Below are 26,398 nucleotides of genomic sequence, written 5' to 3' on the forward strand. Positions count from 1 at the left end.
CGTCGGATGAATACTCTCGGGGGTAGAGCACTGGATGGGCTATGGGGGCTTACCGCCTTACTGATCCTAACCAAACTCCGAATACCGAGAAGTACTATCCGGCAGACACACAGTGGGTGCTAACGTCCATTGTGGAGAGGGAAACAACCCTGACCGCCAGTTAAGGTCCCTAAGTTATGGCTAAGTGGGAAAGGATGTAGGACTCCCAAAACAACCAGGATGTTGGCTTAGAAGCAGCCATCATTTAAAGAAAGCGTAACAGCTCACTGGTCTAAATAAGGGGTCCCGCGCCGAAAATGTACCGGGGCTCAAGCCATACACCGAAACTGCGGGTGCATCTTTGATGCGCGGTAGCGGAGCGTTCTGTAAGTCTGCGAAGGGAGACCTGTGAGGGCTCCTGGAGATATCAGAAGTGCGAATGCTGACATGAGTAACGATAAAGAGTGTGAGAGACACTCTCGCCGAAAGTCCAAGGGTTCCTGCGCAACGCTAATCGGCGCAGGGTTAGCCGGCCCCTAAGGCGAGGCCGAAAGGCGTAGTCGATGGGAATGCAGTTAATATTCTGCAGCTTGGTGGTAGTGACGGATGCCGTGTGTTGTATCTCCTTATTGGATTGGGGGTGCAGCGAAGGTGTTCCAGGAAATAGCTCCACCGTATAAACCGTACCCGAAACCGACACAGGTGGACTGGTAGAGAATACCAAGGCGCTTGAGAGAACTATGCTGAAGGAACTCGGCAAAATGCTCCCGTAAGTTCGCGAGAAGGGAGACCTCAGTTCGGGCAACCGGATTGGGGTGGCACAGACCAGGGGGTGGCGACTGTTTATCAAAAACACAGGGCTCTGCGAAGTCGCAAGACGACGTATAGGGTCTGACGCCTGCCCGGTGCTGGAAGGTTAAGAGGAGGTGTGCAAGCACCGAATTGAAGCCCCAGTAAACGGCGGCCGTAACTATAACGGTCCTAAGGTAGCGAAATTCCTTGTCGGGTAAGTTCCGACCTGCACGAATGGCGTAACGACTTCCCCGCTGTCTCCAGCATAGACTCAGTGAAATTGAATTCCCCGTGAAGATGCGGGGTTCCTGCGGTCAGACGGAAAGACCCCGTGCACCTTTACTACAGCTTCACACTGGTATTCGTCACGACATGTGTAGGATAGGTGGTAGACGTTGAAGCCTTGGCGCCAGCTGAGGTGGAGTCACCCTTGAAATACCACCCTTGTCGTCATGGATATCTAACCGCGGTACAACAATATCCGGGACCGTGTGTGGCGGGTAGTTTGACTGGGGCGGTCGCCTCCCAAATGGTAACGGAGGCGCGCGAAGGTGGGCTCAGAGCGGTCGGAAATCGCTCGTTGAGTGCAATGGCATAAGCCTGCCTGACTGCGAGACTGACAAGTCGAGCAGAGACGAAAGTCGGCCATAGTGATCCGGTGGTCCCTCGTGGAAGGGCCATCGCTCAACGGATAAAAGGTACGCCGGGGATAACAGGCTGATGATGCCCAAGAGTCCATATCGACGGCATTGTTTGGCACCTCGATGTCGACTCATCACATCCTGGGGCTGGAGCAGGTCCCAAGGGTTTGGCTGTTCGCCAATTAAAGTGGTACGTGAGTTGGGTTCAGAACGTCGCGAGACAGTTCGGTCCCTATCTGCCGTGGGTGTAGGAGAATTGAGAGGATCTGTCCCTAGTACGAGAGGACCGGGATGGACGTACCTCTGGTGGACCTGTTGTGGCGCCAGCCGCATTGCAGGGTAGCTATGTACGGAAGGGATAACCGCTGAAAGCATCTAAGCGGGAAACCCACCTCAAAACCAGCTCTCCCTGAAGAGCCGTGGAAGACCACCACGTCGATAGGAAGCGTGTGGAAGTGCGGCAACGCATGAAGCTTAGCTTTACTAATAGCTCGTTCGGCTTGATCCTCTCATTAGTCAATGTTCATCTTTTAAAGGCGCCCATGGCGCATTTAAAAGATCATGCGGTTTTGTTCTCACGGACGTACCGGTCCTCACGGACCTGTCCTGCGAACCACGCGGCCTGACCGGCCGGCGCGCACTTGCGCTTGCGGAGTAAAGCTCCGGAACGTGCCCAAACCGAAATCGATCAATAATTAAGAAAAGACCAGTGTTCTCAAAGCCTTCAGGCTCTTGATCTGCAAGGAAAAAGAGCCCGGACCGAAGGGTCCGCAAGGCTGACCGGCCGCCGCGCATGCTTGCGCGCCCCGTCCGGAGGTTAGGGCGAAGCCCGCTCAACCGTGAGGATAAACTCATCTTACCAGTTCACAACAAACTGCGCTTCGCCGGCCTGGTGGCCCCAGCGGGGAGCCCCCACCCGATCCCATCCCGAACTCGGCCGTGAAACTCCCCAGCGCCAATGGTACTGCATCTTAAGGTGTGGGAGAGTAGGTCGCCGCCAGGCCTGCTAAACGCAGTTTGAAACTCTTCAATTTGCTGTCGCTCACGCGCGTACCGCCCTTCGGGCTGCGCTCCGCGAGGGCGGCCTGACCGGCCGGCGGCCTCTTGGCCTTGCCTCCGCTGCGCTCCGGATCTTAAGTCCCATGTCAGCGCAGTCCTCCGGTCAACCCGAAATCACGGGCATGCCCCACATGGAGCAGCCCACGCGACGACCGAAGATCCAAAAGATCGAGGACGCGCAAAAAATAACGCGGGATGGAGCAGTCCGGTAGCTCGTCAGGCTCATAACCTGAAGGTCGCAGGTTCAAATCCTGCTCCCGCAACCAAATTCGACAACAGCCTCATCCCGTAAGGGGTGGGGCTGTTGTCGTATTCGGGTAACGGATACAGGATGTGGACCCAGCAAAGCGGGCCAAAAAGGCCCGATTTGCGGTTCACGACAAGGGCGAAGCCCGAAGGCGCAATGGAGCAAAGCGAACATAAAATCCTGCTCCCGCAACCAACAAAAACAAGCCGACCCTCCAGGGCGGCTTTTTTGTTGGAAGGGGTCGCCGATTTTAACCTCCCCGGGCCCCTTCAAGGAGGCCAAAGCCAAACGCAGAAACCAAATCCTGCGCACGCAAACAACAAAAACAAAACCAAAAATCCAACATGGGTGCTTCACTCAAGCGGGCTCTTTGACGTTATGGACATCAAAGCAACAACTGAAGAGTATCGATTAAATTTCAGACCCGGCGGGACTGACTGTCCAAGTCGGCAGAAAATAGATTCGCGGCTTTGGAGTTTCATTTGCCTTTAGAGGTCAGGCTGGGGCTGCCGCGGCTGGTCATGATAGAGGCCGCTATCGTAGTTATCGGCCTCTACACGCGCCATGGAGAGGACGCGGGAGATTATGGCCTTGCCGTGTTTCCCGGACGCTAAAGCGAAATGCGGTCCGACATTTGCGACGCGGTTGTTCATGCGGCCAGACCGGCCATTCTGGTCTGGTTGATGCGGAATGCAGATTGATCCGTCCTCCCTGGTGACAGGCTCAGGGCCTTCAAGCGGTAACAGTGATAGCCCAGACCGTCGTCAATCAACAAGCTGGCGTAGTTGAAACGCTTTGCTCTCGGCATACGGAGGCTTGAGAAAGCCGGCAGGATTTGCTTTTCTTGTCAGGACGTTCCCCGAGACCCGCACCATCCATGAACAGATCCGAACAAATCTGCGCAGCCCTGCGTACCGCCATTCTCGAGCGCGCACTGCTGCCGGGCATGAAACTACCCGAGGACACGTTGGGCGAACGCTTCGGCTCGAGCCGGACCATCGTGAGGCAGGCACTTGAACGCCTTGCCGCTGAAGGGCTCGTGGAGCTTCGGCGAAACCGGGGAGCGGTCGTCGCGACGCCGAGCCTTGAAGAGGCACGGGACCTTTTCGACCTTAGAGGCCAGATCGAGGACCTGGTGGTCAGCCGTTTGATCAAGGAATTCTCGAAGGACCATCTCCAGTGCCTCAACGCCCATCTGCAGAAGGAAATTGATGCGGAGACCGGGCCCGAACCGGTGTCGATCCGGCTGGCGACGGAATTTCACATCCTGCTGGCCCAGCTGACGGAGAGCCCCGTGTTGATCCGCTATGTCGAGGAAATCGGTTATCGCTGCGGCCTGACGCTGGCCCTCTATTCGCGGCCCCATTCCACCGATTGCGGTATTCAGGAACACCGGGAGATTATCGACGCCTTGTCGAGGGGCGACGAGACGCGCGCCCGCGAGCTGATGAGACGTCATCTCGGCGCTGTCGCCGACCGCGCCCTAATCAAGCCGGAGATCGAAGGTGCGCCGCTCTACCTGGACGCGCTGGAACCCTATGTCCGTGCCGTGCGCGAGGACGGCTGAGAGCGGCCAGCCATAAGTCAGGCCTTGATGCCCATCCGGGTCAGGATCCGTTCCGCGCTGTCATTCCAGACATCCATCCTGACGATCTTGCCGTCTTCCACCTCGAAGCGATCGACATACCGATTACCTTCGAAGGGGGTGCCGTCAGGCCATTCGCCGTAGAGTGTGCCGACAGAATAGACCACGGTGCGCTCGCCGTTTGTGGCAACGTCGAACGTATCCATCTTCTTTTTCACCCAGCTGTAGCGGCCCGCATTGAAGGCCGTTGGGCCGGACGGGTGTTTAAAGACCCGGCCGCCGGTGAAGGTGATGACGACGTTGTTGGCAACGAAGGTCGCCGCCAGGTCCGGATCCGGCTTCATCGAGGCGTCCAGGTAATCACGCACGATCCTGGCTTCTTCCGGCATCTCCAGTGAAAGTTGTTCTTCCAAGCTCATGTTTTGTCTCTCTGACTGGTTGGCCTAGTCCGAGCATACGAAGATGGTGATGGCTTTGCATGCAAATTTTGTATGCAAAAATTGCATGCAATTTAGGCGATGGGCACTGACCCGCTGACGGGGTCACAAGGAATTTTTACATAAGTTATTGAAAAATATAGATTCAAGAGTCTGGCATCGCATTTGCTCAGAGAGGTCGTTCGGACGTGAGGTTCGAACGACCAGAGGAGTCAGTTATGAAGTCAGCACAGTTTCTTCCGAAGGTGACCCGCCGCGTCCTGATGTCCGGTGTTGTCGGTCTCGCCGTCGCGACCAGTCTGCCCGCCTTCGCCGCCGATACGATCAAGATCGGCCTTGTCGCCGCCCTCAGCGGGCAGTCCGCGAAATCCGGACAGGCAATCACGCGCGGGCTCACCATCGCGATCGATGAAATCAATGAAAAGGGCGGCGTGCTCGGCAAACCGCTCGAACTGGTAAGCCGCGACGATGAAAGCAATCCGGGCAAAGGCCTTGTGGCAGCGCGGGAACTGGTGCAGCGAGAAGGCGTCGCCGCCCTGATCGGCGGGCTGGATACGCCGGTGTCCTTCGCCATCGTGCCCTTCGCCAACCAGGCCAAGGTCCCGTTTGTCGGTCCCTGGGCGGCCGGAACGGGCATCACCAAGAATGGCGCCGAGGAAAACTACATCTTCCGGGTTTCGGCCGTGGATGAGTATGTCGATGAGGCGATCACAGAATACCTGATTTCCAACTACGGCTCCAAGAAGCCGGGCATGATCCTGATCAACAATCCCTGGGGCGAATCCAACGAGAAGGGCCTGACCAAGGCGCTCGAGAAGCGCGGCATGGAGCATGCGGGCATTGAGAAGTTCGAGAGCAACGACGTCGATGTGGTGCCGCAGCTCACGCGCCTCAAGGAGAACGGTGCCGACGGTCTGTTCGTGGTGGCAAACGTTGCTCCGACGGCGCAGGTGGTGAAATCCCTAGACCGGATGGGCTGGGACGTGCCGATGGCCTCGCACTGGGGACCGGCCGGCGGCCGCTTTACAGAGCTGGCCGGCAAGAGCGGTGAAAAGCTGCACTTCATCCAGACTTTTCTCTTCACCGAGGGAGATGCCAAGGGAGAGGCGATGTTCGCCAAGCTTCAGGAAACCTTCCCGGAGATCAAAACCATGGCCGATGTGACACCCGCGACCGGGATTGCCAATGCTTATGACGCCATGCTGCTGCTGGCCGCCGCCATCGAGAAGGCCGGTTCCACGGACGGCCCCGCGATCCGTCAGGCGATGTACGAGATCGAGAACATCGAGGGGTTGATCAAGACCTATACAGACCCGTTCTCGCCGGAAGATCAGGACGCGATTGCGCCGGAGGATTATGTCTTCGCGCATTTCGTCGAGGGTGAAATCATTCCGATCAAGGACTGACGGAACACGCCTGCCGCCTCCCGCATTCCGCATGCGGGAGGTCTCTGTTTTCGGGCCGCAACGGTCCACCAAGACTTGGATTTGTCACATGACCCTGATGATCGCAGCGCTGGTGACCGGCATTGGCCTCGGCAGCATGTATGGCCTGATAGCGCTCGGCTTCCAGATTACCTATTCCGTTTCCTCCACCGTGAATTTCGCGCAAGGCAGCGTGGTGATGCTGGGCGCCGTACTGGGCTACGTCTTTACCGAAAGGCTCGGTCTTGCCTGGTGGCTTGCCTATCCGCTGGCGATCCTGTGCTGCGGTCTCTTCGGCATGCTGGTGGAAGCCCTGCTGGTGCGTCCTTTCGCTTCGCGTGGATCGGAGGCCTGGCTGATGGCAACCGTCGCCGGGGGTATCTTCCTTGACAATGCCGTCCTGTTTTCCTTCGGCAACGAGCCGCGGTCTCTGTCCTCGCCGCTTGTCGAGACCACCTGGCAATTTGCCGGAACGGGCCTCTATCCCCAGCAGCTGCTCATTCCCGTGGCCGCCATCGGCGTCGCACTGACCCTGCACGTCCTATTCCGCAGGACTCTGCAGGGAAGGGCCCTTTGGCAGTCGTCCAGAACACACTGGCAGCCCGGCTGATGGGCATCAACACAACTCTGATGATCTCCGGCTCCTTTGCCATTTCCGCGATGCTGGCCGGATGCGCGGGCCTGCTGATCGCTCCGCTGTTCTCGGTCCATTCCGACATGGGTACCCTGTTCGGGCTGAAGGCCTTTGCTGTCGCAATCCTTGGCGGCATGACGTCGGCATCTGGCGTCATGCTGGCCGGCTTTCTCTACGGCCTGACCGAGGCGCTGGTCACCGCATATCTCGGCTCTTCGTCGACCTATATCGTCGTCTTTGCCCTCGTGATCCTGGCGCTGACTTTGAAGCCTGATGGTCTGTTCGGCCGACCGGCAGTCAAGAAAGTCTGAGGTGATGCTGATGTTGTTTTCGGGCAAACGCCTCGGGCTGGATCTCACGATCCTGGCGGCGACGCTTGCGGGGACCGCCGCGGCGCTCGCAGCCGGCGGCTACACCCAGTTTGTGATCGGCCTTGTCGCGCTGACCACCATTCTGGGAGCCGGCCTCAACGTGCTTTACGGACTCACTGGCCTGGTCTCGCTCGGCCAGGTCGGCTTTTTCGCCATTGGGGCCTATGCCAGCGGCATCGCCACGCTGTCCGGACTGTCCTTCTGGGTCGCGCTGCCTCTGTCCGCCGGCATTGCCGGTGTCGCGGGCGGCTTGCTGGCCGTGCCCGCCGTACGCATGGCCGGACCGTTTCTGGCCATGGTCACGATCGCCTTCGCCTTTATCGTCGAACACGGAGCGGTCGAGTGGAGGTCTCTTACGGGCGGCCAGAACGGTCTGATGGGCTTTCCCATGCCCGCGATCGGGGGTTACCTCTTTTCCGAGCGTGATCTTGTGTTGCTGTCCGTTGTTCTGGCCGGGCTTTCGCTCTATCTGTTCCGGCGCCTTGCAGACAGCGGCTGGGGCATGGCCATGACCGGTATGCGCGATGCGGAGATCGCCGCATCCTCGCTCGGCTATCGGCCGTTCGTTATCAAGTCCGCGGCCTTTGTTATTGCGGCGGCCCTGGCTGGTCTGGCAGGTGGCCTGTTCACGCCGCTGATGATGTTCATCGCGCCGAGCAATTTTCCGTTCTCGCAATCGATTTTGTTCCTGTTTGCGATCCTGATAGGGGGCTCCGGTACCGTGCTCGGACCGCTCGCGGGCGCGCTGGTTACCGTGCTGCTGCCGGAATTCCTGTCCGGACTGGCTGAATACCGGCTCCTGTTCTTCGGCGGACTGCTGATCGGCGTTCTGCTGCTGGCGCCGCGCGGGATTGTCGGGACGGTGTCCTCTTTTATGCCCACGCGGAGGCAGGAGATCGCACCAGCATCAGTGGCGGATGTGGAAACGGTCCTTTGCAAAGAAGGCTCCGGGGTCCTGCTGGAACTCGACACACTCGGCATCTCCTTCGGCGGAGTGCGAGCGGTCGACGATGTTTCGCTGTCCATCAGACCGGGTGAGGTGACCTCGATCATCGGGCCGAACGGGGCTGGCAAGACGACCATTCTCAACATGGTCAGCGGGTTTTATGCGCCCTCCGACGGGCGGATCCTGCTGGGTGGAAAGAACCTGGCGGGAGCCCCAGCCCATGCGGTGGCACGCGCGGGGATTGCGCGCACCTACCAGACGACCAAGCTGTTCGAAAACCTGTCCGTCGTCGCCAATGTCGTCTCCGGGCTTTCCCGGGGCGCACTTGGTAATCCCTGGATTGACGTGCAATCCGCCGGGAACCTTGAACTGGCGGCCGGCCTGTTGCGTTTTTGCGGCTACCAGGGCGACCTGGAAAAGCGGGCCGGAGACCTGCCGCATGTCGACCGACGTCTCGTCGAGATTGCCCGGGCCATGGCAATGCGGCCGGAGATCCTGCTTCTGGATGAACCTGCCGCGGGCCTGATGCGTGCCGACAAGGAGGCGCTCGGCAACCTTCTTAGCCGGATCGCGGGTCTCGGCCTTTCGGTGGTTCTTGTCGAGCATGACATGGATCTTGTCATGGGTATTTCCGACCGGATCCTGGCGGTGGACGCGGGAACGCCGATCGCCTTTGGCACGCCCGCCGAAATCCAGGTGGACGAGACCGTTATCGCCGCCTATCTGGGTGATGGATCGTCTTCGGCCCATCCGCGTTCCGTACTGCTCGAGACGGTGGAGACACCTGTCCTGTCGACCCTCAGGTTGACCGCGGGCTACGGCGCGGCGCCTGTCCTGACAGAGGTCTCCGTGAAGGTGCGTCCCGGCGAGATGGTTGCGCTTCTGGGCGCGAACGGTGCGGGCAAATCCACTTTCCTGTCGGCGCTTGCCGGACTGCACCGGCCCGTCGGCGGCCGGATCATTCTGAACGATGCCGCGGTCCATGACCTGGCGCCGCATGATCTGGTGAAACGCGGTCTGGTGCTGGTGCCCGAAGGGCGCCAGGTGTTTCCCGAACTCACCGTTCTGGAGAATATCGAACTTGGTGCCTACAAACGCCGCAAGGACATATCGCAGGACGAAATCGCGGCCCACCTGGACCGGTTTCCGCGCCTCAAGGATCGGCTTTTCAGCCGCGCCGGACTGCTGTCCGGGGGCGAGCAGCAAATGATGGCAATTGCACGTGGTCTCATGGCCAAGCCTGAAATCCTGCTGCTGGACGAGCCATCGCTGGGGCTGGCGCCGGCTATGGTCAACGAGCTATATGCCATTCTTGGCGAGCTGCGGGACGAAGGCAAGACCATCCTTCTGGTCGACCAGATGGCGACCATGGCGCTGTCTGTCGCCGACTACGCCTATGTGCTTGAACAGGGCAGGGTGGTCGTCGAAGGGCCGGCCGGCGAGCTCGCCGCCGACCCGCGTCTGACGGCAGCCTATCTGGGGGGCGGCGAACCGGACGAAGCTGTAAAGGAGGCCATTGCATGAGTGAATGCGTCATTCGTGACGTCAGGCTTCCGGATCATGCGTCCCGCGTGGATCTTCTCGTCCGCAATGGCCTGATCGCGGCAATCGGGCCGCGTATCGTGACCGACGTCCGGCAGGTTTCAGGCAACGGGGCGCTGCTGACGCCCGGGTTCGTCGAAAGCCATATTCATCTCGACAAGGCCTGTATCCTGGACCGCTGTCACAACGAGACAGGTACGCTTGAGGGGGCGATCGCCTCTGTCGGAGTGGCGAAGATGGGCTTCACGGAGGAGGATGTCTACGCGCGCGGTGCCAGGGTTCTTAAGAAGGCGATCGTCCAGGGCACCAACGCCATGCGCACCCATGTCGAGATCGATCCGGTGATCGGCCTGACCGGTTTTAATGCCGTTCTGCGGTTGAAACGGGACTTTGCCTGGGCGCTCGACCTGCAGATATGCGTCTTTCCTCAGGAAGGCATGACCAACAATCCGGGAACTGAGGAACTGCTCGAGGCGGCGCTTTCGAAAGGGGCGGATGTGCTCGGTGGCTGTCCCTATACCGACACCGATCCGAATGCCCAGATCCGGCTCCTGTTCGAGATGGCAACGCGCCATGACGTCGATCTGGATTTTCATCTGGATTTTGATCTGGATCCGGGCTGGCGGCATTTGGACGAGATCGCGCGCCAGGCCATCGCCTTCGCCTGGCAGGGCAGGGTCGCCATTGGCCATGTCACCAAGCTGTCGGCCTTGCCGCCGCGCCAGCTTCGGGAGTCTGTCCTGCTGATGAAGGACGCCGGCATCGCTCTTACGGTGCTGCCGGTAACGGATCTCTTCCTGATGGGTCGGAACCGCGATCATCTTGTTCCGCGGGGTGTCGCGCCGGCGCATGTATTCCATGCTGCCGGTGTCTGTTGCACAGTCGCGACCAACAATGTGCTCAACCCGTTCACGCCCTATGGCGACTGTTCGCTGACGCGCGTGGCCAATCTTTATGCCAATGTGCATCAGCTGAGCACAGCGACCGAGCTGGAAGCCTGTTTCGATATGGTCACGGCGGCGCCCATGCAGCTGATCAGCCGGCCCCGTTCATTGGTGGTCGGCGAAGAGGCGACTTTCGTCGCCTTGCCCGCCGAGACGGGCGCACAGGCAATCGCCGAGATTGCGCGGCCTAGCTGGGGCATGAAGCTGGGACGCATCAGCTTCGAACAGCCGGCAGCGCGGCTGCTGACGCCGGAGACGGTCCAGGGACACGAGGTCGAAACGGAGACCGTTTGACAATTCCGGACAAGAAAAACCGATCCACGCTCCCGGAGCGCGCTGTCACAGAGCCCGAGCGTGCCTTCCTCGGCAAAGAACCATTCCTGATGCGAATAGCTTGCAATCGCCGATACTGAAGAAAAGTTTCGAGTACACAAAATGAGGTAGGCATGGCTTCCGGAGATGCGAGACGACACGCGATTGTCGTTCTATCAACCAGCAGCAGATGGAGATGGTCGATAGAACGGTCGCGGGCAGGCAGGCAGACAGCCGGGAAGCACTGCTGCGGCGCGCTGAAGGATTGTGCCGCACAGCATGGGGACAAGGGGCATGAGTGACTGTCCGGCCGACCGGGAATTCCTGATCCGTACCCGTGCCACGATCACTGGCGTCGACGATGCCTCAACTGGTGAGGTGGTCGAAGGCGCGGCTATCCATGTCCGGGACGGGCTTGTCGTCGCCGTGAAACCCTTTGGGGATCTGCGCACCGACCATCCGGACCTGCCGGTCGAGGGTGGGCCTGACGCAATTGCCTTTCCAGGCCTCGTCAACAGCCATCACCATTCGGGGCTGACGCCGCTCCAGCTCGGGGTTCCCTACGGGCCGCTGGAGCTTTGGCTGCCGCAGTTCCGGGGCATGCGTTATGTAGGGCACAGGCTCGACACGCTCTATTCGGCGATCGAGATGCTGGAATCAGGTACGACGACGGTCCAGCATATTCACCCCGGCCTTACAGGTGAACCGGACACCTGGACCAACCTGTCAAACAAGGTGATCGGGGCCTATCGCGACATCGGTATGCGAGTGTCCTTCTCCTTCATGATCCGGGACCGCAACCAGCTCGTTCACGAAGACGACGAACCGTTCCTGTCCGGATTACCGGAAGATGAGGCTGCCTACTGGCGGCCGAAGCTTGCCGCGAGCAAGGCGCCGATCTTATCCCACATGAGCTGGTTCGAGGAGCAAAAGACTGTCTGGGCAAAATCGGATCCGGACGGGGTGTCCTGGCAGCTCGCACCGGCCAACCTGCACTGGTGCTCAGATGACTGCCTGAGTGCCATTTTCGACACGGCGGCACGCACGGGTTCGAAGATCCACATGCATTTGGTGGAAACCCGGCTGCAGGCGGAATTTGCCCGGCGGACCTATGGCAAGTCAGCCATTCGCCATCTTGCGGATCTCGGCTGCCTGACCGGCAACCTTACGCTCGGCCACGGCATCTGGACCGACCCGGAAGACCTTGACCTCGTTCGCAACTGCGGCTGTACCATCTGTCACAATGCCAGTTCGGGCCTGCGTCTAGCCAGTGGCATCGCGCCTGTCAACGAGATGCTGAAGAGGGGTGTGCCCGTCTGCCTCGGCATCGACCAGGCCGGGATCAACGATGACCGCGACATGCTTCAGGAGATGCGGCTGGCCTGGGCGCTGCACCGGGAGCCTGGGTTGGACACCTTCCGCCCGTCTGCCGGGCATGTTTTCAGGATGGCGACGGAACACGGCGCGGCGAGCACGGGCTTCGAGGGGCGTATCGGGCGACTGGACGCTGGCAAGGCGGCGGACGTTGTCCTGGTCGACTGGGCCGACATTGCCCGTCCTTTCATAGATGACAGTGTGCCTCTGGTAGATGCGGTCCTGCAGCGCAGCAGGCAGATGGCCGCGCGGACGGTCTTTGTGGGCGGCTGCAAGGTCGTCGCCGATGGCAGGGTGATCTCGATAGACCGAGATATGGTTCTTGAGGAAATCGGCGCCTTGCTGTCCGCGCCCTTCACTGTGTCCGAAATGGAAGCACGGAACCGAACGGCGCGCCTTGTCCGATACATGGCGGACTGGTTCGAAGCCCGCTATCCGGAGACGAGCCCGCCGTCTTACCGGTTCAACGCGATTGCTGGGCAAGCCTGATCAGTTCGTTCGGCAAGCTGTTGAGGGCCGCCGCAAGCTGGTTGGCGAATCGAGCCGAGGCGACGGACAGGGTCCGGCCACGCATCTGCATCAGGGTCAGGTTGCCATAGGGCACGTCTTCCTTGGCGAGCGGGCGGAAGGTCAGGCGGTCATCGCCGGACAGGTTGAGCCCGATGGGGAACTGGAAGCCGACGGCCGCTTCCTGCTGCACATAGTGACGCATGAATTCAAAGGAATCGGCTTCTGCGGTCGGCTCCATCTTCTGGCTCATGCTGGCAACGGCAAGGTCGAGAAGGTAGCGGATGCCGATCCGCTTCGGCGGAACAATGTGCGGAAAGCCGAGGCAGTCCCGCAGGCGGAGCTTTTCCTTCGCCGCAAGGGGATGGTCCCTGGCCATGACCGCGTAAACCGGCTGTTCCACGGAGAGGAGCACATCGAAATCTCCCAGGTGAACCGGTTCGAATACGAGGGCGAGGTCGCTTTCGAAGGCGCGCAGGTCTTCTTCCGCCGCATCCCGGTCGCGCACGTGGACGGAGAAGGAGACGCTGGGATGTTCCGCCCGGTAGGCGGCAATCTGGGCTGGCATGAAATAGGGCTGAATCGCCTGGGAACAAGCGATGCTGACATGGCCGCGGCGCAGGCCCGATAGGTCGGCCACCTGGCTGCGGACCCGCTCGAGATCGGCGATCTGGCCGCGGATGTGCTGGATCAGCAGCTCACCGGCCGGGTTGAGGCGTACGCCGCCATGCAGACGCTCGAAAATGGGTGCGCCGAATTCCTCCTCGAACCCCAGGATGCGCCTATTCAGGGCGGACGAGGTGATGTTCATGTCTTCGGCGGCCTTGCGAATGGAGCCTGCCTTGTTCACCGCGTCGATCAGCTTGAGTGTTTGAAGGTGTTTCATTTTCAATGCCTTGCGTATAGTGCTGCAAATTACGAAGCACAAAGGTGCAAAAATAGCAATAGAAGTACTCACCAAAGACGCGCATCGTGAAGGCCAGTGGGAAGGGCCTTCTCCCCTTTCCTGCCAAGAGGGGATTGCTATGACCTATAAAACTTCACGCCGCGGGTTCCTGACAGGTGCCGGTGCAACGGTCCTCGGAGCGTCCGTTTTACCCTTTCTGAAAGTGCTTCCGGCCTCCGCAGCGGCAGGTGATGTGGTGGTGGCTGTTACTGGCCAGACCATCAACAGCCTTGACATTCAACGCACGGGCACGAACCGCCCGAGCTACCAGGTTGCGGTCAACGTCTATGACCGGCTGGTCAGTTTCGGCACCAAGACGCTCGAGGACGGCAGCCTGTCCTACGACTACTCGGTGATCGAGCCGGAAGTTGCCGAAAGTTGGGAATTCACCGATGACGACATGGCGATCGTCTTCAAGTTGCGTCCCGACGGCAAGTTCCAGGACGGTTCGCCGATCACCGCCGAGGATGTGAAATGGTCCTTCGATAGAGCGGTCAGCGTCGGCGGGTTTCCGACGGTTCAGATGAAGGCAGGTTCCCTTGAAAAGCCGGAGCAGTTCGAGGTCGTCGACGAGTTCACGTTCAAGATCAATCTGCTGCGCAAGTCCAAGCTGACCCTGCCGGATCTGGCGGTGCCGGTGCCGATGATCATCAACGCCAAGGTGGCGCGTGAACACGCGACCGAAGACGATCCATGGGCGATGGAATATCTGCACAAGACGCCAGCTGGTTCGGGCGCCTTCAAGGTCGCTTCGTGGAAGCCTGGCGAACAGCTTGTCTATGAGCGCAATGACGGCTGGACTTCCGGCCCGGTACCGGCAGTTCAGCGCGTCGTCCTGCGCGAGGTGCCGAGCCCGGCCACACGACGCGCGCTGCTGGAACGCGGTGACGTCAATATGTCGTTCAACATGCCCAACAAGGACGCCAAGGAGCTGTCGGGCACCGAGGACATCACGGTCGCCACGACGCCGATCGAGAATGCCATCTACTGCCTGTGCCCGAACCTGGCATTCGAGCCCTTCAAGGACAAGAAGGTCCGTCAGGCCATCGCATGGGCAGTGCCTTACGAGGAAGTGTTCCAGACCGCCGCCTATGGGCGGGGCGCACCTATGTGGGGCGGGCCGTCGACGGCGCCGGCAGATATCGCCTGGCCGCAGAAGTTTCCCTATTCGACGGATCTCGACAAGGCCAAGGCACTTCTGGCGGAAGCCGGTTATGCCGACGGTTTCGAAGTGCCGCTGTCGATCGACCTGTCGCAGAGCGACTGGATGGAGCCTGCGGCGCTGTTGATCCAGGAAAACCTCGCCAAGATAGGGATCACGGCAACCATCGAGAAAATCCCAGGTGCCAACTGGCGCACTGCCTCATTGGTCGAAAAACGCTTGCCGCTTCATCTGGAAACCTTCGGCGGCTGGCTGAACTACCCCTGCTACTACTTTTTCTGGGCTTACCAGGAAGGCCATCTCTTCAACTCGTCCAACTACCGGAACGAGGAGATCGAAACGCTGACGTCGGAAGCGTTGCACATGTCGGTCGAGGATCCGGACTATGCCCCTAAGATCAAGCGCATGATCGAGATCGCCTGGGACGAGGTGCCACGCATTGCCCTGTGGCAGCCGGCGCTGAATGTCGGTACGCGCAACCTCGAGGGCTACGAGTACTGGTTCCACCGCCAGCTTGATGTCCGCGGACTGAAAAAGGCCTGATGCCGATGGCCGGGCGCCTGTCGACGGTCGGGTTAAGGATCACACATGCCATTCCCGTGATCCTGGGAGTGGTCGTGGTCAGCTTCCTGCTGACCCGCGCCCTTCCCGGCGACCCGGCCGTCTACTTTGCCGGCGCCGCGGCCGATGAACAGTCGATCGCCGAAATCCGGACAGCGCTCGGTCTCGACAAGCCTTTGATGGAGCAGTTCCTGATTTATACCGGGGACGTGATCACCGGCAATCTCGGCAACTCGCTCTCTACGGGCCAGCCGGTACTCCAGGACCTCGCAAACCGGCTACCCGCGTCGCTCGAACTCACACTTACGGCACTGCTGCTTTCCTGCGGCATTGCCATTCCGCTTGGCGTGCTGGCAGCAACGCGCCCGGGGTCGGCAGTCGATCACCTGTGCCGGGTGCTCGTTACGGCGGGGGTATCGCTGCCGACCTTTTTTACCGGTGTCGTTCTGATTTACGTCTTCTACTACCTGCTTGGAATCGCACCGTCGCCGCTCGGCCGGCTCGATTTCATCTATATCGAACCGGACCGTGTCACCGGTTTTTACCTGATCGACGCAGCCATCGCCGGAGACTGGGAAACCTGGACCGGGGCTCTCAAGCAACTGGTGCTGCCTGCAACAACCCTGGCGCTGTTCACCCTGGCGCCGCTGGCGCGGATGACCCGCGCGGCGATGCTCAGCGCGCTCTCCTCAGACTATATCCGGACCGCGCGCGCGGCCGGTCTGACGGAGGACAAGGTGTTGTTCACCTATGCGTTCCGCAATGCGCTCCTGCCGGTCATCACCACCCTTGGCATGGTGTTTTCCTTCACGCTTGGCGCCAATGTCCTGGTGGAAAAGGTCTTTGCCTGGCCAGGCATCGGGTCCTACGCGGTCGAGGCGCTTGTGGTGTCCGACTATGCGGCCGTCCAGGGCTTCGTGCTGGCGATGGCACTTCTCTTTGTTGCCCTGAACCTGGTGATCGACCTCACCTACACGCTCATCGACCCTCGTATCGGATTTGAAACCAAATGAGCGACCTGGCTGTCTCCACTCCAAAAACCGACGGCGCCCTTGCGCATGTGGTCTATGTACTGCGGTCCAATCCGGTAACCCTGGTGGCCTTTTCGATGTTTGCGGTTCTGCTGGTGGCTGCGATCCTCGGACCTGTGCTCGTGCCTTACGACCCACTGGCCTCGAACGCAGCCTTGGCGCTTCAGCCGCCTTCGTTTGACCACTGGTTCGGCACCGACAACCTGGGTCGGGACGTCTTCAGCCGGGTCATCGTCGCCGCACGGCTGGATCTGGCGATTTCCGTGGCGGCGGTCGCCTTGTCGTTTCTGATCGGGTCGGTCCTCGGAAGCATCGCCGGATACTGGGGCGGCTGGTTGGACGCGGTGCTGAACCGCCTGTTCGACACGATCATGGCCTTTCCGCTGTTTGTGCTTGCCATGGGGATCGTCGCGGCACTGGGCAACACGGTGGAAAACATCGTCTACGCGACCGCGGTCATCAATATTCCCTTCTATGCAAGGCTGGTAAGGGCGGAAGTCAACATCCGCCGGGATTCCGGCTTCGCGCAGGCGGCCAAGCTGGCCGGCAATTCCGATGTTCGGGTGCTGGCGCTGCACATTTTCCCGAACGCGCTGCCACCGATGATGGTGCAGGTCTCGCTCAATCTCGGCTGGGCGATCCTTAATGCCGCCGGGCTGAGCTTCATCGGTCTCGGCGTCCGGCCACCCACGGCGGAATGGGGCATCATGGTCGCGGAAGGTGCGAACTTCATTGTGTCCGGCGAATGGTGGCTGGCGATCTTTCCCGGATTTGCGCTGATGTTCGCCGTTTTTACCTTCAACCTCCTGGGAGACGGGCTGCGCGACATTGTCGACCCCCGGCAGCGCTCATGAGCCTTCTGTCGATCAAGGACCTGAAAGTTTCTTTCAAGACCCGGCGCGGCGACGTCGATGCGGTGCGAGGTGTGTCGCTCGAGGTTGCCAAGGGCGAAGTGCTCGGCATTGTCGGTGAATCCGGATCCGGGAAGTCGGTCACCTCCTATGCGCTGATGCGGCTTCTGGAAAGCAACGGCCGCATCACCGGCGGCGCGTTGACCTACGGCGGCATCGATTTGCGAACCGTCAGGGAAAGCACGATGCGAGACCTGCGTGGCCGGGAAATCTCGATGATCTTCCAGAATCCGCGTGCGGCCCTTAATCCGATCCGCAAAGTCGGGCACCAGATCGAGGATGTGCTGCGCCGGCACGCCAAAGCCACGCGATCAAATGCGCGGTCCGAGGCTATCAAGGCGCTGGAGGCGGTCCGGATCCGGGACGCAGAGGCACGCTACAATGCTTACCCGTTCGAACTTTCTGGCGGCATGTGCCAGCGCATAGTCATCGCGCTTGCGCTCGCTTGTGATCCCAAGCTGCTGATTGCCGACGAGCCGACCACCGGCCTCGACATTACCACCCAGAAGGCGGTGATGGACCTGATTGCCGAGCTGATTACCGAGCGTGGTATGAGCGCCATGGTGATCACGCATGATCTCGGCCTTGCCGCGCAGTATTGCGGCCGGATTGCGGTGATGAAGGACGGCGAGGTCGTCGAGGAAGGCGATGCCGAGCATTTGTTCGCGGCACCCCGGCATGCCTATACCCGCAAGCTGGTGGATGCTACGCCGCGGGCGGGAGCTTCCGTGCGCTCGTTGTTGCCTGTGGACTTGCGTTCGCCGGCTCCGGTTCTCACGCCCTCTGAGGCACCGCTTCTTGATGTCCGGGACCTCGTGAAAACCTACCAGGGCAAGTCCGGTCCCGTGCATGCGGTCAAGGGCATTTCCTTCACAGTGAAGAAGGGCCAGAGCGTTGGTCTCGTTGGCGAAAGCGGATGCGGCAAATCGACGACCTCGTCCATCCTCGTGCGGCTCACGGACCCGACCAGTGGCGAAATTCTCTTCAACGGTGAGGACCTTGCGAAAACGCCCGCAAAGGCGTTCGCTCGTGATACCCGCCGATCAAGGATCCAGATGGTGTTTCAGGACGCCACCGACAGCTTCAATCCACGGCACACGGCGCGCCATTCCATCGGCGAACCTTTGGCGCGCCTGACAGGGCTGTCCGGCAAGCATCGCCGGGCGCGAATCGAGGAGCTGGCGGACTTGGTCGGCCTACCGCGCCCACTTCTCGACCGGTTCCCGCACCAGCTGTCAGGTGGGCAGAAAGCGCGTGTCGGCATTGCGCGGGCGATCGCGGTCGATCCGGATTTTCTCATTCTCGATGAACCGACCGCAGCATTGGACGTCTCCATCCAGGCGATCGTGCTCAACCTGTTGGTCGACCTTAGGGCAAGGCTCGGTATCAGCTACCTCTTTGTCAGCCACGACCTGCATGTCGTGCGCCTGCTCTGTGACCATGTCATCGTCATGCGGGACGGCGAGATCGTCGAGGAGGGACCTGCCGACAAGGTTATGGAGATGCCCGCCCATCCCTATACCCAGGAATTGCTGGCCGCTGCGCCGGCCCCGCCTGTCCTGGCGGAGCCGGCCAGTTCCGCCGCCGAATGAGAACAAGAGACATTGAGGACAAAAATGTTCGATCTTCCCTTTACGCTTTCATCCCTGAAGACCGCCTATTCTGGCGGAGCAAGCCCCGCGGATATTGTCGAGGAAGTCTACAGGCGGATCGAAACCATCGACGATCCGGGCATTTTCATCTATCTCCTCGACAAGCAGGAAGTGCTTGAGCAGGCGGCCGAACTCGGCGCGTTCAACGCCACGAAACCGCTCTGGGGTATTCCCTTTGTCATCAAGGACAATATCGACGCGGGTGGCAAACCGACCACGGCCGCTTGTCCAGCCTACGAGTATCAGGCCAGGGAAGATGCCTTTGTCGTCAGGAACCTGCGCCAGGCGGGCGCACTTCTGATCGGCAAGACGAATCTCGACCAGTTCGCGACCGGGCTGGTCGGCGTGCGATCTCCCTACCAGCCGCCAAAAAATTCCGTCGACCCGGCTATCGTTCCGGGTGGCTCATCTTCCGGGTCCGCCGTTGCGGTCGGTCATGGCATCGTCAGTTTCTCGCTCGGAACGGATACGGCCGGCTCCGGCCGGGTGCCGGCGGCGCTCAACAACATCGTCGGCCTGAAGCCGACGCTCGGCGCTCTCTCCGCATCCGGTGTTGTACCGGCCTGCCGCACACTCGACACGATTTCGATTTTCGCCCTCACGGTGGAGGATGCCTACACCGCATATCAGGCTGCCGCCGGTTACGACGAAGCCGATGCCTATTCCAGAAAGATCGCCGCTCCGGACCTGTCACCGGTGCCGCCCAGCCTGCGGATCGGCATACCGGATGCGGGATCAATCGAGTTCTGCGGAGATGCCGTCCAGGAACAGTCCTTCCGCGACACGGTCGCACTGCTGAGGGCGGAAGGGGCAGAGATCGTCGAGGTCGATTTCACGCCCTTCTACGATGTCGCACACATGCTTTACGAGGGGGCCTGGGTCGCCGAGCGGCATACGGTCATCGAAGAACTGATGAACGAGAATCTGGAGGCAGTCCACCCGGTGACCCGCAAAATCGTCGGGGCTGCGCTAGACCTGAGTGCGACGGACGCGTTCCGGGGGTTCTACCGGCTGAAGGAGCTTGCCCGGAAAACGGAGCCGGTCCTGGCTGAATTGGATCTTCTGTGCGTACCGACCATGCCGACCTTCTACAGCGTGGCCGATCTCGAAGCCGATCCGGTTGGTCCGAATTCGCGAAACGGCACCTACACCAATTTCGTCAACCTTCTGGACATGTGTGGCCTCGCTGTGCCGGTGAAACCGCGTTCGGACGGACGGCCGGGCAACGTGACCCTGTTGGCGTCCGCGGGCCGCGACGGTTTCCTGGCTGCGGTCGGCAGCCGGCTGGAACAGATGGCGCCGCACACGCTTGGTGCGACAGGCTGGGCGCTGCCCGCCCCGGCAGATCTTCAACCCGCTCCCGATACCAGTGAGATCGCCATTGCGGTCTGTGGCGCACACATGTCCGGTATGGCGCTGAACGGCGAATTGACTGGGCGCGGCGGGCGCTTTCTGAAGTCTGCCGAGACCAGCGATGCCTATTCACTTTTTGCGCTTACGGGCGGTCCGCCGAAACGGCCCGGTCTCGTGCGTGGACCTGCGGGCTCAGGTGCCGCGATCGAGTTGGAAGTCTGGGCGCTGCCCGCCACGGAAGTGGGCGGGTTCCTGGCCGGTATTCCGGCGCCGCTCGGCCTGGGTACGGTGGACCTCTCCGACAGTACCAGTGTGACCGGCTTCATCTGCGAGGCCGCCGGGGTTGAGCGCGCGGAGAACATTTCCCATCTCGGCAGCTGGCGGAAATTCATTGCGTCGGTGACGGCGCAGCAGCCCGTTGCGGCGGCTGAGTGAAAAGGCGGATGCGCAGGATGACTGACCTGGATCTTCCGATCATCGATCTAAAGCCGCTGGTGTCCGGCGCGCCGGGTGGTCTTGAGACCGTCGCTGCGGAGATCGGCTGCGCGGCCCGCGAAACCGGGTTTTTCTATGTGAAGAACCACGGGGTCGATCAGGTCCTGATCGGGGAGGTCTTCGCGGCGGCACATAAGCTCTTTGCGCAGCCGCTGGATGCCAAGATGGCGCTGACGAAGGATTTCTTCAAAACCAATCGTGGCTATGTGCCGATGAAGGGAGAAAATCTTGATCCGACGAAACCGTCCGACCTGAAGGAAGCGTTTAATATCGGGCTCGACCTTGCTGAGGACGATCCGCGGATCCTTGCCGGGGAACCCTTCCGGGCTGTCAATCTCTGGCCCGACCTGCCCGGTTGGAAGGAGGTCGTGTTGGCCTATTTCAACGCCGTCTGGATGTTGGGGCAGCAGATGCACAGGGCGGTCGCAGCGGATCTCGGAGCGCATCCGGACTTCTTCGAAGACAAGCTCGATGCGCCGATGGCAACGCTTCGGCTGCTGCATTACCCGCCGCAGCACGCTGGCGCGGAAAAGGGGCAGATCGGCGCGGGAACCCACACGGATTACGGCAACATTACAATATTGCTACCCGATGCTGTCGGCGGTCTGGAAGTGCGACGGCGGGACGGCGTCTGGCTCAAGGCGCCCACGCTGGAAGGTGCCTTTGTCTGCAACATCGGCGACTGCCTGATGCGCTGGACAAACGATGTCTATGTGTCGACGCCTCACCGGGTGGTCAATGCAAGTGGTCTTGAGCGTTACTCGATCGCGTTCTTTCTGGACCCCAATCCGGATGCGGACGTGGCCTGTCTGCCCAGCTGCGTAGCACCGGGCGATGAAGCGAAATATGACCCGATCTCGGGTGCCGATTACCTGAAATCCAAACTCGACGCGAGCTATGAGCCGGTGAAGGCGGCCACGGGTCATGTCCGAATTGAATGAAATATAATCAAAAACAGCAAGTGATTAATAAATAGGCAAAATCAAAAGTGCCGTTCACTTGAAAAGGCTTGGGGTAATGGCCCGGGGACTGGGGAAGGAACAGGAAAACAACTTGTAAGTCAGCACCTTGAAAGATTCCGGACTGTTGTGCCCGGAGCAGGGCGAGTTGGCACAGGGATTGCTAAAATTAACCAGAGGCAAGACGGAGGCAGGCGGGTACTGCGTGGCTTCGTCATAATACGGAGGACGTCATGTCTAAATTCGAACTCTCTCGCCGAACCATCCTGAAATCATCCGCAGCCGGCCTTGCCGCGTTGTCCTCGGCCGGGTTGCCGCGGCTGGCGCAAGCGTCAGAGCTGACTGTCGGCATTGTCTATGTCGGTCCGCGTGACGACTTCGGTTGGAACCAGGCTCATGCCGTTGCCGCCACCGCCCTGAAGGACGTGCCGGGCGTAACGGTGGTGGAAGAGGAAAACGTGCCGGAAACGATCGCGGTTCAGAAATCCATGGAATCCATGATTAACCTGGACGGCGCCAAGCTGATCTTCGCGACCTCCTTCGGCTACTACAAACCGTTCGTGCTGGATCTGGCGGCGAAATATACCGACGTCGAATTCCGCCACGCTGCACCGCTCTGGACCGAGGCCGACCCGAAGAATGCCGGCAGCTATTTCGGATATCTCGACCAGGCGCATTATGTAGACGGTGTTGCTGCTGGCCTGTCGACGACAAGCAACAAGCTCGGTTTTGTCGCAGCCAAACCGATCGGCACAGTCCTGCGCAACATCAATTCCTTCCTTTTGGGCGCACGCAAGGTCAATCCGGAAGCCACGGTCCAGGTGATCTTCACCGGTGAATGGTCGATGCCGGTTCGCGAAGCCGAGGCCGCCAACGCCCTGGTCGATGCCGGTTGCGATGTGCTCACCTGTCATGTCGACGGACCGAAGGTGGTGATCGAAACTGCCGAGTCCCGCGGCATCAAGTGCTGTGGCCACAATGCCTCCCAGGCACCTCTGGCACCGAATGGCTTTATCACCGGCGCGGAATACAAGTGGGAGACCATTTACAAGATGTTCGCCACGGATCTGGCCGAGGGCGAGCCGTTGCCGAACTTCACTGGCGGCGGGTTCGATGTCGATTTCGTGCGCTCCACGCCTTACGGCGCTGGCGCGACGGAAGCCGCAATCGCGGCCGCTGACGCGGCCCGCGCGGACGTCAAGGCCGGTAAGTCGATCTTTGTCGGCCCGATCAACAAACAAGACGGTTCGCCGCTATTGGCTGCAGGCGCCAGCTTCGAAAATTACGAACCCTCCCTCGACCAGACCGACTACCTGATCGAAGGCGTGATCGGCTCGATCACCTGATCGAAGAAAACCGCCACATTGGACGAGCCCGTTGGAAAACGGGCCTCCGGTGTGGCCAGGAACTCGGTGCGTCTGTCGACGAATGGTGTGGCAGCAGCCCAATCTTCAGGGAGAAGGTATGGCAGATACCACGGAAACACCCGGCATTGCCGTTCAATCCAGCTTCGCGGCCGATCTTCTGGATAGGTTTCGACGCTCGGCGGAATATGTGGTGATTCCCCTTCTGGCGCTGGTCTTTTCTGGCATCCTTTTCTCCATTTTCCTGCTCACACTCGGCAAGTCTCCAGCTGACTTCTTCTCGCTGGTTTGGCGCGGCGGCTTCGGCACGAGTTTTTCCTGGCAGAACACACTGGTGCGCTCCGCGCCGTTCATTTTCACGGCGCTGTGCGTTGCCGTTCCGGCGCGGCTCGGGCTTGTCATCATCGGCGGCGAGGGCGCGCTGGTGCTCGGCGGTTTCGCTGCAGCTGCGATCGCCATTCCCATGGTCGACTGGGCGCCCGGCTTCCTGCTGCTCGGTGTCATGGTGATCGCCGCCATGCTGGCGGGTGGCCTCTGGATCGGCTGCGTCGGTGCGCTGCGCCACTACCGGGGTGTCAACGAGACTATCGCCTCGTTGCTGATGTTCTACATTGCCGTCTCGATCCTGAATTTCTTCGTCGAAGGCGCCCTGCGCGATCCCTCCGATCCGAACAAGCCGTCAACACGGCCGATCGGCTCGGACAACATGATCGGCGCAATCCCCGGCACGGACGTGCACTGGGGACTGCTGATCGGCGTTGTCCTGTGCGGGCTGCTCTATCTGCTGATGAACCGGACCACCTTCGGCTTTGCCGCTCAGATCGCCGGCGGCAATCTCAGGGCCGCCCAGGCGCAGGGCCTGCCTGTTGGTCGGCTGGTCGTGGTGTCCTGCGCAATCGCGGGGGCCTGCGCGGGGCTTGCCGGTTTCTTCGAGGTGGCGGCCATACACGGTAAGGCCAATGCCTCGCTGATCGCGGGCTACGGCTTTACCGGGATCCTTGTTTCGTTTCTCGCACGCCACAATCCACTGGTGATCATACCCGTGGCCATCTTCCTCGGAGGCATCGCCGCTTCGGGTGGGTTGATCCAACGGCGTATGGACCTGCCGGATGCAACGGTGCTGGTCCTGCAGGGGCTGCTGTTTCTGGTCATCCTGGTGTCCGAAACCTTCTACGGACGCTTTGCCATCTTCAGGTCGAAAGGAGGGGTGCTGTGAGCGGCGACGCGGGTCTCATGACCGTGCTTCTGGCGATGTTTGCCGGAGCCATCCGGGTTTCGACCCCGTTCCTGTTCGTCAGTCTGGGTGAAATGCTGACGGAGAAATCCGGCCGCATCAATCTGGGTCTCGAGGGGACACTCGTCTTCGGTGCCATGTCCGGTTACGCGATTTCTTATCACACGGGCTCACCCTGGCTGGGCGTGCTCGTCGCCGGCATCTGCGGCTCGGGCTTCGGGGCACTGCACGGCTATCTGTGCAAGCTGCCGAAGGTCAACGACATTGCCATCGGCATCGCCCTGATGCTGTTCGGCACGGGCCTCGCCTTCTTTTTCGGCAAGGCCTATATCCAGCCATCCGCACCGCGCTTGCCGTCGATCTCCTTCGGCACCTGGAGCGAACATCCGGGCGTACGCCAGGCACTGGAAATCAATCCGCTGTTCCTGCTTGGCATCGCGCTGGCCGTGTTCCTTTGGTGGGCGCTCAAGAACACCCGGTACGGCCTGACCATCCGCACCACCGGTGACAGTGCACCGGCAGCCCTCGCGCTCGGCATCAATGTCGACAAGGTCCGGTTGCTGTCGACCATGGCGGGCGGGTTTTTCGCCGGCATCGGCGGTTCCTTCCTGTCGCTCTACTATCCGGGCAGCTGGACGGAAGGTCTGTCGTCGGGTCAGGGCCTGATGGCGGTTGCGTTGGTGATCTTTGCCAGGTGGAACCCGATCGCCTGCTTCTGGGCGGCGCTGCTCTTCGGCGCGGCAGGGGCGCTCGGACCAGCGCTGCAGTCCATCGGCATCTCGCGCGGCTATCACTTCTTCAATGCGGCGCCCTATATCCTCACCCTCTTGATCATGATTGCGAGCTCCTCACCGAGGCGGTCCCTTAAGGGTGCGCCGGGCGAACTCTCGATCACCAAATAAGGAGCCACGACATGAGCGGACTTGGTGGACTGAATAAAGCCCCGAACGGCGTGGTCCTGGGCATGGTGCAGCTGCAGCTGCCGACGGTGGTGAGCGAGGTCGACCTTGCGAACCAGACGCAGGTGATCGTCGACATGGTGGCCAAGGCACGGCGCAACATGCCGAGCATGGATATGGTCGTCTTTCCTGAATACGCCCTGCACGGCCTGTCTATGGACATCAACCCGGACATCATGTGCTCGCTCGACGGGCCGGAGGTTGCCGCCTTCAAGCAGGCCTGTGTCGACAACGACATCTGGGGCTGCTTCTCCATCATGGAGCTGAATCCCGGCGGCATGCCCTACAATTCCGGGCTGATCATCGACAATACCGGCGAGCTGAAGCTCTATTATCGCAAGATGCATCCATGGGTGCCGGTGGAGCCGTGGGAGCCAGGAGACCACGGCATTCCGGTGATCGACGGCCCGAACGGCTGCAGGATGGCGCTGATCATCTGCCATGACGGCATGTTTCCGGAAATGGCCCGCGAATGCGCTTACAAAGGCGCGGAAATCATGATCCGGACAGCTGGCTACACGGCCCCGATCCGTGACAGTTGGAAATTCACCAACCAGTCCAACGCGTTCTGCAATCTCATGGTGACTGCCAATGTCTGCATGTGCGGCACTGACGGAACTTTCGACAGTATGGGCGAGGGCATGATCGTCAATTTCGACGGCACAATCCTGGCCCATGGTACCAACGGTCGGCCGAACGAGATCATCACCGCCGAGGTCCGGCCGGATCTCGTGCGCGAGGCACGCGTCAATTGGAGCGTGGAAAACAATATCTACCAGTTTGGCCATCGCGGCTATGTTGCCGTGAAGGGCGGGGCGCAGGACTGTCCCTACACCTACATGACTGATCTCGCGGCGGGTCGGTACCGGTTGCCGTGGGAAGACAAGGTCCTGCACACGGACGGAACCTCCTGCGGCTTCGAAGAGCCGGTGCGGGTTTTCGGTGAAAAAGCCCTCAGCGACGCGGCGGAGTGACTT

The 26,398-nt window shown here is 60.6% G+C and carries 18 protein-coding genes, 1 tRNA gene, 2 rRNA genes and 1 pseudogene (1 of these 22 only partly in view); 19 read left to right on the forward strand and 3 right to left on the reverse strand.

The window, feature by feature from the left end; all coding sequences use genetic code 11:
- The 3 genes from ACZ1HV_RS18350 to ACZ1HV_RS18360 all read left to right on the forward strand — a co-directional run.
- Window positions 1–1,920: ribosomal RNA gene (locus ACZ1HV_RS18350) — 23S ribosomal RNA — on the forward strand; it begins 805 nt to the left of the window's first position.
- Window positions 1,921–2,300: 380 nt separating this feature from the next.
- Window positions 2,301–2,415, forward strand: a 5S ribosomal RNA gene (gene rrf / locus ACZ1HV_RS18355).
- 245 nt (window positions 2,416–2,660) lie between these two features.
- Window positions 2,661–2,737: transfer RNA gene (locus ACZ1HV_RS18360), tRNA-Met, on the forward strand.
- Between the two features lie 469 nt (window positions 2,738–3,206).
- Here the strand turns inward: ACZ1HV_RS18360 and ACZ1HV_RS18365 are convergent.
- Complete coding sequence (locus tag ACZ1HV_RS18365) at window positions 3,207–3,371, reverse strand: hypothetical protein (RefSeq protein ID WP_472715939.1); 165 nt, start codon at window positions 3,369–3,371, stop codon at window positions 3,207–3,209.
- Window positions 3,372–3,595: 224 nt separating this feature from the next.
- Here ACZ1HV_RS18365 and ACZ1HV_RS18370 point away from each other — a divergent pair, with 224 nt between their 5' ends.
- Window positions 3,596–4,285 (forward strand): GntR family transcriptional regulator, encoded by a 690-nt coding sequence (locus ACZ1HV_RS18370; RefSeq protein WP_298984688.1) that lies wholly within the window; start codon window positions 3,596–3,598, stop codon window positions 4,283–4,285.
- Window positions 4,286–4,302: 17 nt separating this feature from the next.
- On the opposite strand, the gene ACZ1HV_RS18375 is transcribed toward ACZ1HV_RS18370, so the two are convergent.
- The gene (locus ACZ1HV_RS18375; RefSeq protein WP_472715940.1) at window positions 4,303–4,722 is read right to left on the reverse strand and encodes a nuclear transport factor 2 family protein; all 420 of its coding nucleotides are present in this window, start codon (window positions 4,720–4,722) and stop codon (window positions 4,303–4,305) included.
- A 236-nt stretch (window positions 4,723–4,958) separates the two neighbouring features.
- On the opposite strand from ACZ1HV_RS18375, the gene ACZ1HV_RS18380 reads away from it, so the two are divergent.
- The 5 genes and pseudogenes from ACZ1HV_RS18380 to ACZ1HV_RS18400 all read left to right on the forward strand — a co-directional run bounded on the left by ACZ1HV_RS18380 (window position 4,959) and on the right by ACZ1HV_RS18400 (window position 12,776).
- Window positions 4,959–6,146: an ABC transporter substrate-binding protein gene (locus ACZ1HV_RS18380; protein ID WP_298984427.1), complete on the forward strand. Its 1,188-nt coding sequence runs from the start codon at window positions 4,959–4,961 to the stop codon at window positions 6,144–6,146.
- A 94-nt stretch (window positions 6,147–6,240) separates the two neighbouring features.
- A pseudogene (locus ACZ1HV_RS18385) lies at window positions 6,241–7,109 on the forward strand (branched-chain amino acid ABC transporter permease).
- A gap of 4 nt (window positions 7,110–7,113) precedes the next feature.
- Window positions 7,114–9,639 (forward strand): branched-chain amino acid ABC transporter ATP-binding protein/permease, encoded by a 2,526-nt coding sequence (locus ACZ1HV_RS18390; RefSeq protein WP_472718469.1) that lies wholly within the window; start codon window positions 7,114–7,116, stop codon window positions 9,637–9,639.
- Window positions 9,636–10,895: an amidohydrolase family protein gene (locus ACZ1HV_RS18395; protein ID WP_298984428.1), complete on the forward strand. Its 1,260-nt coding sequence runs from the start codon at window positions 9,636–9,638 to the stop codon at window positions 10,893–10,895. Before ACZ1HV_RS18390 ends, ACZ1HV_RS18395 begins: the two co-directional genes overlap by 4 nt.
- A 312-nt stretch (window positions 10,896–11,207) precedes the next feature.
- Window positions 11,208–12,776 (forward strand): amidohydrolase family protein, encoded by a 1,569-nt coding sequence (locus ACZ1HV_RS18400; protein ID WP_472715941.1) that lies wholly within the window; start codon window positions 11,208–11,210, stop codon window positions 12,774–12,776.
- Here ACZ1HV_RS18400 and ACZ1HV_RS18405 read toward each other — a convergent pair.
- Window positions 12,751–13,680, reverse strand: a complete 930-nt coding sequence (locus ACZ1HV_RS18405) for a LysR family transcriptional regulator (RefSeq protein WP_472715942.1) — start codon at window positions 13,678–13,680, stop codon at window positions 12,751–12,753. The two genes, ACZ1HV_RS18400 and ACZ1HV_RS18405, sit on opposite strands and share 26 nt — an antisense overlap.
- Before the next feature lie 139 nt (window positions 13,681–13,819).
- Between ACZ1HV_RS18405 and ACZ1HV_RS18410 the strand changes: the two genes are divergently transcribed.
- The 10 genes from ACZ1HV_RS18410 to ACZ1HV_RS18455 all read left to right on the forward strand — a co-directional run bounded on the left by ACZ1HV_RS18410 (window position 13,820) and on the right by ACZ1HV_RS18455 (window position 26,395).
- On the forward strand, window positions 13,820–15,445 hold the full coding sequence (locus tag ACZ1HV_RS18410) for an ABC transporter substrate-binding protein (protein WP_298984431.1): 1,626 nt from the start codon (window positions 13,820–13,822) through the stop codon (window positions 15,443–15,445).
- Between the two features lie 5 nt (window positions 15,446–15,450).
- Window positions 15,451–16,476, forward strand: coding sequence for an ABC transporter permease (locus tag ACZ1HV_RS18415; RefSeq protein ID WP_298984432.1), 1,026 nt, complete (start codon window positions 15,451–15,453; stop codon window positions 16,474–16,476).
- Window positions 16,473–17,348, forward strand: a complete 876-nt coding sequence (locus ACZ1HV_RS18420; protein WP_472715943.1) for an ABC transporter permease — start codon at window positions 16,473–16,475, stop codon at window positions 17,346–17,348. The genes ACZ1HV_RS18415 and ACZ1HV_RS18420 overlap by 4 nt, the downstream gene beginning before the upstream one ends.
- The gene (locus ACZ1HV_RS18425) at window positions 17,345–18,997 is read left to right on the forward strand and encodes a dipeptide ABC transporter ATP-binding protein (RefSeq protein WP_472715944.1); all 1,653 of its coding nucleotides are present in this window, start codon (window positions 17,345–17,347) and stop codon (window positions 18,995–18,997) included. The genes ACZ1HV_RS18420 and ACZ1HV_RS18425 overlap by 4 nt, the downstream gene beginning before the upstream one ends.
- Window positions 18,998–19,021: 24 nt before the next feature.
- On the forward strand, window positions 19,022–20,845 hold the full coding sequence (gene atzF / locus ACZ1HV_RS18430; RefSeq protein ID WP_472715945.1) for an allophanate hydrolase: 1,824 nt from the start codon (window positions 19,022–19,024) through the stop codon (window positions 20,843–20,845).
- Between the two features lie 17 nt (window positions 20,846–20,862).
- A complete protein-coding gene (locus ACZ1HV_RS18435) occupies window positions 20,863–21,846 on the forward strand; it encodes an isopenicillin N synthase family dioxygenase (protein WP_472715946.1) in 984 nt (327 codons plus the stop codon).
- A 251-nt stretch (window positions 21,847–22,097) separates the two neighbouring features.
- Window positions 22,098–23,210 carry a BMP family ABC transporter substrate-binding protein gene (locus tag ACZ1HV_RS18440; protein WP_298819585.1) on the forward strand — a complete coding sequence of 371 codons (1,113 nt, stop codon included), beginning with the start codon at window positions 22,098–22,100 and terminating at the stop codon, window positions 23,208–23,210.
- Between the two features lie 118 nt (window positions 23,211–23,328).
- The gene (locus ACZ1HV_RS18445; protein ID WP_472715947.1) at window positions 23,329–24,444 is read left to right on the forward strand and encodes an ABC transporter permease; all 1,116 of its coding nucleotides are present in this window, start codon (window positions 23,329–23,331) and stop codon (window positions 24,442–24,444) included.
- A gap of 17 nt (window positions 24,445–24,461) precedes the next feature.
- Window positions 24,462–25,364, forward strand: a complete 903-nt coding sequence (locus ACZ1HV_RS18450; RefSeq protein ID WP_298820155.1) for an ABC transporter permease — start codon at window positions 24,462–24,464, stop codon at window positions 25,362–25,364.
- A gap of 11 nt (window positions 25,365–25,375) precedes the next feature.
- A complete protein-coding gene (locus ACZ1HV_RS18455) occupies window positions 25,376–26,395 on the forward strand; it encodes a formamidase (RefSeq protein WP_472715948.1) in 1,020 nt (339 codons plus the stop codon).
- The last annotated feature ends 3 nt before the right edge of the window (window positions 26,396–26,398 follow it).

The organism is Roseibium sp. JB4-4 (assembly GCF_055693425.1).

Excerpts from the sequence above, each read along its gene's own strand:
- ACZ1HV_RS18375 (WP_472715940.1), bottom strand. The coding sequence starts at position 4,722 with ATGAGCTTGGAAGAACAACTTTCACTGGAGATGCCGGAAGAAGCCAGG.
- ACZ1HV_RS18455 (WP_472715948.1), top strand. The coding sequence starts at position 25,376 with ATGAGCGGACTTGGTGGACTGAATAAAGCCCCGAACGGCGTGGTCCTG.
- ACZ1HV_RS18420 (WP_472715943.1), top strand. The coding sequence starts at position 16,473 with ATGAGCGACCTGGCTGTCTCCACTCCAAAAACCGACGGCGCCCTTGCG.
- ACZ1HV_RS18440 (WP_298819585.1), top strand. The coding sequence starts at position 22,098 with ATGTCTAAATTCGAACTCTCTCGCCGAACCATCCTGAAATCATCCGCA.
- ACZ1HV_RS18400 (WP_472715941.1), top strand. The coding sequence starts at position 11,208 with ATGAGTGACTGTCCGGCCGACCGGGAATTCCTGATCCGTACCCGTGCC.
- ACZ1HV_RS18425 (WP_472715944.1), top strand. The coding sequence starts at position 17,345 with ATGAGCCTTCTGTCGATCAAGGACCTGAAAGTTTCTTTCAAGACCCGG.
- ACZ1HV_RS18405 (WP_472715942.1), bottom strand. The coding sequence starts at position 13,680 with ATGAAACACCTTCAAACACTCAAGCTGATCGACGCGGTGAACAAGGCA.
- ACZ1HV_RS18450 (WP_298820155.1), top strand. The coding sequence starts at position 24,462 with ATGACCGTGCTTCTGGCGATGTTTGCCGGAGCCATCCGGGTTTCGACC.
- ACZ1HV_RS18415 (WP_298984432.1), top strand. The coding sequence starts at position 15,451 with ATGGCCGGGCGCCTGTCGACGGTCGGGTTAAGGATCACACATGCCATT.
- ACZ1HV_RS18445 (WP_472715947.1), top strand. The coding sequence starts at position 23,329 with ATGGCAGATACCACGGAAACACCCGGCATTGCCGTTCAATCCAGCTTC.
- ACZ1HV_RS18435 (WP_472715946.1), top strand. The coding sequence starts at position 20,863 with ATGACTGACCTGGATCTTCCGATCATCGATCTAAAGCCGCTGGTGTCC.
- ACZ1HV_RS18365 (WP_472715939.1), bottom strand. The coding sequence starts at position 3,371 with ATGAACAACCGCGTCGCAAATGTCGGACCGCATTTCGCTTTAGCGTCC.
- ACZ1HV_RS18370 (WP_298984688.1), top strand. The coding sequence starts at position 3,596 with ATGAACAGATCCGAACAAATCTGCGCAGCCCTGCGTACCGCCATTCTC.
- ACZ1HV_RS18390 (WP_472718469.1), top strand. The coding sequence starts at position 7,114 with ATGCTGATGTTGTTTTCGGGCAAACGCCTCGGGCTGGATCTCACGATC.
- ACZ1HV_RS18395 (WP_298984428.1), top strand. The coding sequence starts at position 9,636 with ATGAGTGAATGCGTCATTCGTGACGTCAGGCTTCCGGATCATGCGTCC.
- ACZ1HV_RS18410 (WP_298984431.1), top strand. The coding sequence starts at position 13,820 with ATGACCTATAAAACTTCACGCCGCGGGTTCCTGACAGGTGCCGGTGCA.
- ACZ1HV_RS18380 (WP_298984427.1), top strand. The coding sequence starts at position 4,959 with ATGAAGTCAGCACAGTTTCTTCCGAAGGTGACCCGCCGCGTCCTGATG.
- atzF (WP_472715945.1), top strand. The coding sequence starts at position 19,022 with ATGTTCGATCTTCCCTTTACGCTTTCATCCCTGAAGACCGCCTATTCT.